This is a genomic window from Sodalis glossinidius str. 'morsitans' (genome assembly GCF_000010085.1).
GTDB lineage: Bacteria > Pseudomonadota > Gammaproteobacteria > Enterobacterales > Enterobacteriaceae > Sodalis > Sodalis glossinidius.
Genome location: NC_007712.1, coordinates 1534915 through 1544287 on the forward strand (window position 1 = coordinate 1534915; position 9373 = coordinate 1544287).

Genomic DNA, 9373 nt, shown 5'->3' on the forward strand with positions numbered 1-9373 from the left:
TGATCTAGGTCAGGAGCTGCCCCCATAACCAGTCACTCTTTTGAACCAGTTATGGAACCTAAAACCCCTTACCCCCTACCGGGGGCCTCTCCCCGGAACCGGCAGGAAAAAACCAAACCCCCAACCAAAACCTGACCAGCTTTCCACGCAGGACTATCAGGTAGCACTGGCAATCTACAACGACACGGTAGCCGACAGACTCCCCCACGCTGTAGAGCTTAACGACAAGCGGCGCGAGGGTATCAAACGACTCATGGGTCAGCTGGCACGAAAAGACCTTCAGGGGTTCCGGGCCTACGTGGAGGCGTTTGTGACCCACGCGCCGCCGTTTTACTTCGGGGGACAATGACCGGGGCTGGACGGCCAATCTTGACTACCTGCTTCGTGTTGACACCCTGACCAAAGTCCGGGAGGGCACGCTGTGACAGACCAGGAAATCGAAGCCAGTGTCATCGGTGGTCTGCTGCTAGGCGGTTACACGCCTGATGCGGCGGATGTCCTCGCTACGCTGCTGGATGACGACGCTTTCACCGCCAGCCTGTACCGTGAGACGTTCCGCGAAATTCGGCGGCAGGCGAAAACCCGTGGCTTGATTGACGGGCTGATGGTGGGTGAGGCGATGGGGAGCGGCAACTTTGGCGCGGTGATGGAAACGGCGAAGAAGTGTCCCAGCGCAGCGAATCTCAAGGGGTATGCGCGGGTACTGGCAGACTATCAGCGTGTGCGGCGGGCGCTTCACGGCGTTGTTGGGCGATGGACTGGAGCAGATACGCCAATCCTCGAACCATGAACGTGCGTTGGCAGTGATGGGGCAGGTGTTAGCCTCCCTGCGTGATATCGACTGCCCCGCCGACGAAGTCCGCCCAATGCATATCGACGAGCTGATAGCCCCCTACACCGCGCTTTTGGAAAAGTGTCTGAAGAATGGGGAAGCCTCGGACTCATTGAAAACGGGCATTGAGGAATTGGATGACATTCTTGGTGGTATCAATCCGGTGGACTTGGTGATTGTTGCCGCCCGTCCCGGCATGGGAAAGACTGAATTTGCCTTGAAGGTGGCGGAGGGTGTCGCTGCACAGCATACCACACGCCAGATTGACACGGAGAACGGCGCGATAACTGAAATCGAACGCAAGGGTGTTTTGATTTTCTCGATGGAAATGGATGCGATGCAGGTTATCGAGCGCTCATTGGCGGGAGCCAGTCATCTCCCGGTTTCGACGCTACGCAAGCCTTGCCGGATGGATGACGGAGGTTGGGCAAGAGTATCTCAGGGACTTCGCCGCTTACAGGGGCTTGATGTTTGGGTCGTGGATGCATCATCACTGACCATCGAGCAGATACGAGCCATTTCTTACCGGCACAAGCTTGCCCACCCTGCGTTATCGCTGATTATGGTCGATTATCTGGGTCTGATTGAGAAGCCACGAGCAGAGCGTAATGACCTTGCCGTCGCGCATATTTCCGGCAGCCTCAAGCGTATGGCGAAGGAGCTGAAAACGCCGGTGATGTCGCTAAGTCAGTTATCCAGAAACGTAGAGCAGCGCACCAATAAGCGGCCTACCTGTGCTGATTTAAGAGATTCAGGCAGCATTGAGCAGGACGCTCTGATAGCATCATCATGCTCTACCGCGATGCGGTGTACAACGAGAATAGTCCAGCGGCGAAATACGCTGAACTCATTGTCGCCAAAAACCGGTTTGGCACGCAGGGAACCGCTTATCAGGAATTTTCATTGCAGCCCTTTTTGTTTGGGTGGATAAATTCAGAGGTGGTTAATGGACAAAACACGCTTCCTGCTGCGTGATGAACGAATACGAGAAAACCTGAAAGCGTTTATTGATTCACTCCCCACCGACGAACACCGCCCTCTCGAAATTACCATCAACGACAGCACAAGAAATTTGCCGCAGAACAATTTGTTTCATGCGCTATGCACCGATGTCTCTCGGCAAGTGTTGTGGGCAGATAAACCGCGTCCGCTTTTGGACTGGAAAGCGTTGTTCGTCTCAGGCCATGCCATCGCCACAGGCAGGCCGGGAGAAGTCGTTACAGGGCTGGAGGGGGAGTTTTGCAGCATCCGCGAGAGCACGGCTCAGATGGGCGTGAAGCGCATGAACAGTTTGATTGAGTACTCGCAAGTCTGGGCAGTGGGAAACGGCGTCAGGCTGTGGGAGGTGCGTTATTCAGGGGATTATTTTGGGAGAGTCGGATGAAGAAGAGCTGTTTCAGGTATGACGGGTTAACCAGGAAGAGGCTGAACACCTCATCAGGCACTACGAAGGCAAGGATTATTGTGTTGTCAGGTCACTGAGCAGTAACCCGCAGTATTGGGATGTCGTCGTCACCCTTCGCGAACAGAAATACCTCAAACCAACGCCACGCTCAATGGTTAACAAAATGTGGAACTGGATATGGCACTAAAATCAAACACCCGGCCAGAGCACAAAGATACATGGCGAACGCCGCACGAGGTCTTTCAGGCATTGAATGCAGAGTTCGGGTTCTGCCTTGACGCTGCCGCCGACCACGATAATGCCCTGTGTCTCGACTATCTGACAAAAAGAGGATGATGCCCTGAGTTGCGATTGGCAGACTCGGGGTGCCATTTTCTGCAATCCCCCGTACAGCAATATCATGCCGTAGATGAAAAAGGCCGCCGAGCAGTGTGCGGTACAGCAGCAGACTATCGTCATGCTTCTCCCTTCCGACACCTCGACGGCGTGGTTCGCTCAGGCACAGAAAACGGCAGATGAGGTGCGATTGTTGTTTATCAGCGCTGAAACCGGCGAGAAGGGCAAGGCGGGTAACAGCAAGAGCAGCGTGTTGTTCATCTGGCGACCGTGGCGAACCACCTCAAAAGGGATGACTACGGTAAGGAAGCAGGCGCTGATGAGCCGAATATGGGGGTAGGTATGGCACTGAAACGAGATAAGCATGACGCGGTATTTTCTGAACTCGTCCGAGAAAGAACCAACTGGCAGTGCGATTACTGCGGTAACTATTTTCATCACGACCACGGTAATCTCCATTGCTCCCATTTCAAATCCCGCCGACACAAGGCGACCCGCTATCATCCCTTCAACGCCTTTGCTCACTGTGCGGGCTGCCACCGCAAATTAGGAGAAGACCCGTATGAGTTTACGATGCACGCGAACATCACCTACGGAGAGATGACTATTGACCGCGTGGCGCATTTGGCAGCGATGCCAATACGCTTGAAGCCGTTGCAGATGGAGGAGATTTACCAGCACATGAAGGATGAACTCAAGCGCCTTAGGGAATTACTGGCTGGCGGAAATATCTGGCGCATCGAGTTCACGCTACCGGATTGGTATCAGGAGGGCATTACCTATCGCATGGGGGAGGCAGCATGAGACCACGAGGGCGGCTTACCGCGAGCGATATTCCGCTTGTCCGGGCGCTGCTGGCCTCCGGTATGCCGGTGGCGGAGGTGACGAGGAAATTCGAGGTTCGCAAGCAGAACATCTACAGCATCAAAAACGGCAAAAGCTGGGGAGCGGTAAAATGAACATTGAGTGGGTGCGGGCCCGGGTCAGCTACGCGTTGGCGGATATTCGCCAAGTCAGGAACGGGCAGTTGGGCAATCTGGCGGATGATGACGCGGATAGAGACCTCGCGCTTCAACCGTAACCCTCCTCGCTTCTTGAGCTATACGAACGGGCGCATGGTCAGAGTGCCATCGTCGCCGGTGAAAGCGAAGCAAACGCGGGTAAAGGGCAAATCAGCCATTCTGATGCTTGAGTACGATTATTATCTCGTGCCCTGGCGTCGTGCCATCGGCGGCCTCGATGAGCCGTTGCAAGCGTGGATCCGGTATTGCTTGCTACAGTGATTACCGGTACCACGCTGAGCAGCTCAAGGTGCTGCCTTACGTGTGGCAGAAGTTCATTGAGCAGCAACCGGGGCGTATTTCCGGCAAGGTGAGGCAGCGCTTACAAGGGCTGGCGTTGCTCGCTGTGCAGGTGGTGGCACGGGAAATAGGTTGTCGCACGAATCTCTACACCTACGCCGAACTGGCGGATATGGTGGGGGTAACGGCTGATAAGGTACGAAGGCTATTGGCGCGCCTTGATGGCTGAAGTTTCTGTACTAGATGAATACGCACTGGATGAGCTGTATCAAAAACGAAAGGGGCTTATCGAGGTGAAAAAGAATTTGCAAATGTTCGGTTTTTGCCTATAATTTGACTATAAATCTATATGATGTCTAAATTAAAGCTAAATCTCAGACACGTCAAACCGGTAGTTGGGAATTTTTACTTATTGCTACCAATAGATATTTCATAATAATAAATACTACATATTAACTCATATTGGTATATGAATATTAATTTAAGTGGTAGTCTCTCCTCTGTGTCATCGCTGCAATCACCATCAAGAAATGAGAGAAATACTTCATGTGTGGGCGGAAATATTACAAATATCAGTAATAAATCTGTAAGATTCAATGATGGAATAATCTCTTATACAGTTGAAAAAGGTTTTCGTAGTAAAGAAAAATTGTCTGTATATGAAACAGAATATAGACGTGCTGTAGATAAGCAGGCAAAAGAATATGGATTAAGATGCGCATTTGGACATGACGAACCACATAAAGATCCATATCCCTATGATCATAGGGTTGGATTAAATAATATGATCGAGTATTCAAATAATCGTTGATTCCGTTCGTAGCGTACTTACCTATTTGAATATACTGATGTTGCACTGATAAATCTCTTTTCAAGGCTACGCTCCGGCGTGGCCTTTTTCTTGGCTGGAATTTACAGAAGGAGCGAACATGCTATCCGCTATCTGCGCAAATTCGTCCATCACGCCTGCCATTCGTCCCTTCCCCGGTCGTACGGTGCTGAATCCGCTAGCGGGAAGTATTGCCAGTGTCCGCAACCGGGCGGTAGGCTTTGACAGAAAGCCCTCGTGCTGGTCGTCAGTTACGCACATTGGCCTCATTGCTTCGTAAGGTAGTGCGTGTCTGCCAGGCCATCCCTGAAGCGTTGGCGACCCTGGCGTCATGCTGGGGGCGAACTAAAAACAGTCCATCAAAGCCGGATATGACTCGCACACGCCTGATGACGAAGAAACCCCAAACGGCAGGGATACTGCGCTACCTTGACCATCTGGTTAAAGAGACGGATATCGGTTGGGCTGAAGTCAATCACGATAATCCTGAGCGCCTGTGTGACCAGGTTGCCCGGCGCAACTTTAACCGCACAGTGCTGACGGCAGAGCTTGAAGGCCAGTCGTTTAACGCCTGTACCCGGATGCTAGCGCATCTGGAAAGGGGATACGGCCAACCAACACCTTCGGGGTGTACTGGACTTCGCTGCCGAGCAGGTAGGGCAGACGGAGGAGGATCCGGTGAAAGTCTCTACCGTCTACAAGTACCCCGCCCTCGTTGAGGACGTCATCATCGCCTTGCACGAACGGCTGGGGCGCTACGATGTACTGGTTGACCCTGGCGCCTATATCCAGCGGCATAGTGAGCTGACTTCCAAGGACATCAAGGCGTTATCCTCTGTTGGCATTGGCGCCGACTTGTTGACAGCGAATGCCTGATTGTATGGCTACCACTGTGTGGCTTTTTTCTGACCGATAGCCACCTCGTCCGGGGTGGCGCAATAACCCCAATAATACCCATGGAAAAACTTACTACCGGCTCTGCCTACAGCTGGGCCCTTGTCACGTGCCTGCTGGGTGTGTTCTCGCTCAGTGAATGGGCATTGATTACCGGTATCGCCTGTACGCTGGCGACCTTCCTACTGAACTGGATTTACCAGCACAAGGAATACCGTTTTAGGACGAAGCGCTAGCGATGAATTCCGAGCTGCGTAACCGAGTGATAAAAGGCACAGCAGGCGGCGCTATCGCCATGGCAACGGTACTCATCCAATGGCACGAAGGCGTGCGCTATACGCCCTACCGGGATTCCGGTGGTGTGTTGTCGGTCTGTTATGGGCATACCGGTAGCGATATCGTCCCCGGTAAACGCTATACCGCAGCTGAATGCCAGGCCCTACTGGAGAGTGATCTGAAAGCGGCAATGGCCGTCGTTGACGCCAATGTCACCGTACCACTGACTGAGAGCCAGAAGGTTGCACTCGCATCGTTTGTCTACAACGTCGGCAGAGGGGCGTTTGAGCGCTCGACGTTGCTGAAGACGCTGAACGCTGGAGACAGGGCCGGTGCCTGTGATGAGATGCGGCGCTGGAAGTATGTTGACGGCAAAGTATCTAAGGGCCTAGTTAGTCGGCGGGCGGTAGAGCGCGAGCTTTGTCTGAAGCCTCTGTAATTCTTTAATTCAAATCAATGAGCCTCGGCATCGCCCGGGGCTTTTTCATCGGTGCAGTGCATGCACCCATCACACGTCGGACCTTGTTTAGGAATGAGCCTTTGAGGAAGCAGCTGGCGAGTGCTGCCTTCGACGGGCTGATTTCCTATGCATCAAAGGTTCATTACCTAAGTAAGGATAAGAACTATGCAAACAATCACTGTTTCGTTTAATGGAAATGCTCTGTATGTCGTCAACCATAACGGCGAACTCTATACCCCGATGAAACCTATCGTCGAAGGAATAAAAATGGATTGGAAATCATAAAGAACCAAGATAAAACAGCGCTTTGCTAAAGGAGGGGTGGAAATCACCATCCCTACGTCTAGGTGGCCCACAGAAGATGCTTTGTCTGGCTCTGCGCAAATTAAACGGCTGGCTTCAGACTATCAGCCCCAACAAGGTCAAGCCCGAAATCCGCGAGAAAGTGGTTCAGTATCAGGAGGAGTGTGATGACGTGCCAGACGCGCTGTATCTGGGGATCTACGAGGGTGTGATGCTGGTCGGGGTGCATGAGGTGCGCCCGTTCTGGATGGGGGTAGTGGAATGCCACGCCATTTACGCGCCGGACTTTCGGGGTCGCTATGCGCTCGAGGGTCATCGCCTGTTCTGTCTCTGGTTGCTGTAAAATTCGACCTTTACCAACAGTATCACCCTGGTACCGGACACCACCCAATACGGTCGGGTGATCATTCTCCTGCTGGTGGCAAGACGTGTCGGTCATCTCGATAACGCTTACCTGAGTGCCGGGAAACCCGTTGGTGTCACGCTCTATCAGCTGACGCGGGCGCAATATGAGGAATTAGACAATGTTAGTGTTGACTGAGCAGTTTAAAAACAAGCTGGAGCCGATGCACGGTTTGATGAAAGGCGGAGACGGTGGCGCAAGTGCACAGGCGGATGCCACACGACAGGCAACGCGCCTGCAACGGGAGCAATGGGAAACGGTGATGAAGAACCTTGCCCCCTATATGCAGGCAGGGCAACCGGCACTTGAGCAACTTCAGGGACTCGCCACCCTGGAGGGGCAAAACAAGGCGCTCGGTGATTACTACAACTCAGACCAGTACCGGCAACTGGCAGATCAGGCGCGTTATCAGTCGCTGGCGTCCGCAGAGACGACCGGCGGATTGGGGTCAACGGCCACCGGTAATCAACTGGTGTCCATCGCCCCCGCGCTCGGGCAGAACTGGCTCTCCGGTCAAATGCAGAACTATGGCAACTTGCTCAATATCGGCATGAATGCCGCGGCGGGGCAAGCCTCTGCTGGACAAAATTACGCTAATAACACCTCGCAGCTGCTGCAACAGCAGGCGGCACTGGCTGCAGCACGAGCTAACCGGCCTTCGGGTTTTCAGGGATTCACGTCGGGCGCATTGGGTGGCGCTGCAACGGGTGCCGCCATGGGTAGTGTCGTGCCGGGATTGGGAACAGGGATAGGCGCCATTGGTGGCGGATTAATCGGTGCTTTAGGCGCTTTGTTCTGATGGAGTAAATCATGGCAACATTTCAACTCAGCGGGTTACCGAATTTACAGATAGTCAACAGCAACGTCCCCCAGACCCGTGACGCCAATACGGCGCTGGCCTTTATCCGTCAAAACAACGAGGACGAACGACAGGGCGCGAATAATCTCGGCTTGCAGGCGCTGCAAGCAGTCAAGGATATCACCCAGACTCACCAACAATTTCAGCAACAGCAAAAGCAACAGGCTTTTCAGCAGCAGTTTGGCAAAGCCTATAACAACAATGATGTCAATGCGATGCGCAAACTCGCTGTCGACTATCCCGAGCAGATGCAGGCCATTCAGCAGGGTATGGGCTTTGTGGATGCGAATAAAAATCAGGCGATTGGCAGTACGGCTATGGCGCTGAAGCTGGCCGCCGGTCAGGGGCCGGAAGCGGTGCAAGGGGCACTGATGAAAAACGCTGACTCCTTGTGGCATGTGGGCATCAGCCCCGAGGACGCGTGGCAGGCTTACCAGCAAGATCCACAGCAGTTTGGTCAGTATGCCGATTTAATCGGTCTACATGCTTTGGGACCAGAGAAGTATTTCGACGTGATGGATAAGCAGCAGGGACGAGATATTCAGCGCGGGCAACTGGCGGAAACGCAACGTAGCAATCAAATGAGCGATGCTCGAGGCTGGGCGAATATCGATGTTGCTCGCCAAAACGTGGCGCTGAGAAAGGCGGAGCTGGCGAATAAGGCCTTCGACCAGCAGATAGCCCGGGAAACCAATCAGGAAAAGTTAGCGGATTTAACACAGAAGCGCGACATGAATCAGCAGAAGCTCAAGGGTGCCCGTGAGCAGGTGAGAAAAGCGGCCATCAACGATTATCAACGGGTTCAAACCATCTCTGATGGGTATGACCAGATGGTTGAGAAGACCAAAAGTTTTCAGAAAAATCCGGCACTCTGGCGGGTCACAGGCTCCGTTGGGCTTCTTCCCAATGTGCCCGGCTCAGGAGCCAGTAACGTTGACGCAGAAATTGAAAGTCTGAAATCCCAGGTGGCGATGCAAACGCTTTCCGCCAATGGTGCGTCAGGGCTGGGTAATGCCTCTAACCGCGAATCTCAGGGGCTGCAATCGAGCCTGGCCAGTCTCAGTACTCGGCAATCACCGGAGCAGTTTAAGCGTAGCCTGCAACGGGTCATCGACCATGCTGAGACCGCCAAAAACCGTCTTGGCACCTCATTTATCCCGACTTCCAGCGTCAGGAAGCCTAGAGCCACAGTCGAGTGGGCAGGGAGCGGGCGGCTCAACCTCATTGAGTATTCGCGAAGGGGCGACGGCAACCAATCCAAGCACAGGTCAGAAAATGGTATTCAGAGGTGGACAATGGCAAACCCTGTAGCGCTTCCCGAGGGATTTGTGCTGGACGGCGCACCTTCGTATGGCGACCTGCCGGAAGGCTTTGTGCTGGATAGTCCGCCTCAGGCCGCGCCGGAAGCCTCATCGCCATCCTGGGCAGACAATATCAAACAAAGCGGGCAAAGGGCTGACGCAGACGGCGGTTAA

The 9373-nt window shown here is 53.5% G+C and carries 13 protein-coding genes and 4 pseudogenes; all 17 read left to right on the forward strand.

The annotated features are described in order from the left end of the window. The first annotated feature begins 40 nt into the window (after positions 1 to 40). The 17 genes and pseudogenes from SGP1_RS36240 to SGP1_RS31930 all read left to right on the forward strand — a co-directional run bounded on the left by SGP1_RS36240 (position 41) and on the right by SGP1_RS31930 (position 9373). The gene (locus tag SGP1_RS36240) at positions 41 to 349 is read left to right on the forward strand and encodes a hypothetical protein (protein WP_050747504.1); all 309 of its coding nucleotides are present in this window, start codon (positions 41 to 43) and stop codon (positions 347 to 349) included. Between the two features lie 72 nt (positions 350 to 421). After that, positions 422 to 1732 (forward strand): annotated as a pseudogene (locus tag SGP1_RS23685) (replicative DNA helicase); the annotation flags it as partial. 46 nt (positions 1733 to 1778) lie between these two features. Continuing rightward, complete coding sequence (locus tag SGP1_RS08050; RefSeq protein ID WP_011410799.1) at positions 1779 to 2216, forward strand: recombination protein NinB; 438 nt, start codon at positions 1779 to 1781, stop codon at positions 2214 to 2216. Between the two features lie 198 nt (positions 2217 to 2414). Continuing rightward, a pseudogene (locus SGP1_RS08055) lies at positions 2415 to 2913 on the forward strand (phage N-6-adenine-methyltransferase). A 2-nt stretch (positions 2914 to 2915) separates the two neighbouring features. Further along, entirely contained in the window at positions 2916 to 3377 is a 462-nt protein-coding gene (locus SGP1_RS08060; RefSeq protein ID WP_041867442.1) for a hypothetical protein, read from the forward strand. Then, a complete protein-coding gene (locus SGP1_RS30665; RefSeq protein ID WP_158302357.1) occupies positions 3374 to 3532 on the forward strand; it encodes a hypothetical protein in 159 nt (52 codons plus the stop codon). The genes SGP1_RS08060 and SGP1_RS30665 overlap by 4 nt, the downstream gene beginning before the upstream one ends. Then, the gene (locus SGP1_RS35010) at positions 3529 to 3654 is read left to right on the forward strand and encodes a hypothetical protein (RefSeq protein ID WP_279379479.1); all 126 of its coding nucleotides are present in this window, start codon (positions 3529 to 3531) and stop codon (positions 3652 to 3654) included. Before SGP1_RS30665 ends, SGP1_RS35010 begins: the two co-directional genes overlap by 4 nt. Continuing rightward, complete coding sequence (locus tag SGP1_RS35015; protein WP_279379463.1) at positions 3620 to 3856, forward strand: bacteriophage antitermination protein Q; 237 nt, start codon at positions 3620 to 3622, stop codon at positions 3854 to 3856. The genes SGP1_RS35010 and SGP1_RS35015 overlap by 35 nt, the downstream gene beginning before the upstream one ends. A gap of 40 nt (positions 3857 to 3896) precedes the next feature. Next, positions 3897 to 4103: a bacteriophage antitermination protein Q gene (locus tag SGP1_RS35020; RefSeq protein WP_279379447.1), complete on the forward strand. Its 207-nt coding sequence runs from the start codon at positions 3897 to 3899 to the stop codon at positions 4101 to 4103. 240 nt (positions 4104 to 4343) lie between these two features. Beyond that, positions 4344 to 4685 (forward strand): hypothetical protein, encoded by a 342-nt coding sequence (locus SGP1_RS29355; protein WP_148203422.1) that lies wholly within the window; start codon positions 4344 to 4346, stop codon positions 4683 to 4685. Between the two features lie 696 nt (positions 4686 to 5381). Then, complete coding sequence (locus SGP1_RS29360; RefSeq protein ID WP_148203423.1) at positions 5382 to 5579, forward strand: hypothetical protein; 198 nt, start codon at positions 5382 to 5384, stop codon at positions 5577 to 5579. 80 nt (positions 5580 to 5659) lie between these two features. Beyond that, entirely contained in the window at positions 5660 to 5833 is a 174-nt protein-coding gene (locus tag SGP1_RS08085; RefSeq protein WP_041866768.1) for an HP1 family phage holin, read from the forward strand. A gap of 2 nt (positions 5834 to 5835) precedes the next feature. Then, positions 5836 to 6312 (forward strand): lysozyme, encoded by a 477-nt coding sequence (locus SGP1_RS08090; protein ID WP_011410800.1) that lies wholly within the window; start codon positions 5836 to 5838, stop codon positions 6310 to 6312. 186 nt (positions 6313 to 6498) lie between these two features. Next, positions 6499 to 6811: pseudogene (locus tag SGP1_RS33010) on the forward strand (phage antirepressor N-terminal domain-containing protein); the annotation flags it as partial. Beyond that, positions 6812 to 7177 (forward strand): annotated as a pseudogene (locus SGP1_RS31670) (DUF2824 family protein); the annotation flags it as partial. Then, complete coding sequence (locus SGP1_RS08100) at positions 7161 to 7838, forward strand: hypothetical protein (protein WP_041866769.1); 678 nt, start codon at positions 7161 to 7163, stop codon at positions 7836 to 7838. The pseudogene SGP1_RS31670 and the gene SGP1_RS08100, both read left to right, overlap by 17 nt. 11 nt (positions 7839 to 7849) lie before the next feature. After that, positions 7850 to 9373: a phage DNA ejection protein gene (locus SGP1_RS31930; RefSeq protein ID WP_011410802.1), complete on the forward strand. Its 1524-nt coding sequence runs from the start codon at positions 7850 to 7852 to the stop codon at positions 9371 to 9373.

Bases quoted from the DNA above. Each gene is read 5' to 3' on its own strand.
- SGP1_RS08050 (WP_011410799.1), top strand. From the start codon at position 1,779: ATGGACAAAACACGCTTCCTGCTGCGTGATGAACGAATACGAGAAAAC.
- SGP1_RS08060 (WP_041867442.1), top strand. From the start codon at position 2,916: ATGGCACTGAAACGAGATAAGCATGACGCGGTATTTTCTGAACTCGTC.
- SGP1_RS30665 (WP_158302357.1), top strand. From the start codon at position 3,374: ATGAGACCACGAGGGCGGCTTACCGCGAGCGATATTCCGCTTGTCCGG.
- SGP1_RS35010 (WP_279379479.1), top strand. From the start codon at position 3,529: ATGAACATTGAGTGGGTGCGGGCCCGGGTCAGCTACGCGTTGGCGGAT.
- SGP1_RS35015 (WP_279379463.1), top strand. From the start codon at position 3,620: ATGACGCGGATAGAGACCTCGCGCTTCAACCGTAACCCTCCTCGCTTC.
- SGP1_RS29355 (WP_148203422.1), top strand. From the start codon at position 4,344: ATGAATATTAATTTAAGTGGTAGTCTCTCCTCTGTGTCATCGCTGCAA.
- SGP1_RS08085 (WP_041866768.1), top strand. From the start codon at position 5,660: ATGGAAAAACTTACTACCGGCTCTGCCTACAGCTGGGCCCTTGTCACG.
- SGP1_RS08090 (WP_011410800.1), top strand. From the start codon at position 5,836: ATGAATTCCGAGCTGCGTAACCGAGTGATAAAAGGCACAGCAGGCGGC.
- SGP1_RS08100 (WP_041866769.1), top strand. From the start codon at position 7,161: ATGTTAGTGTTGACTGAGCAGTTTAAAAACAAGCTGGAGCCGATGCAC.
- SGP1_RS31930 (WP_011410802.1), top strand. From the start codon at position 7,850: ATGGCAACATTTCAACTCAGCGGGTTACCGAATTTACAGATAGTCAAC.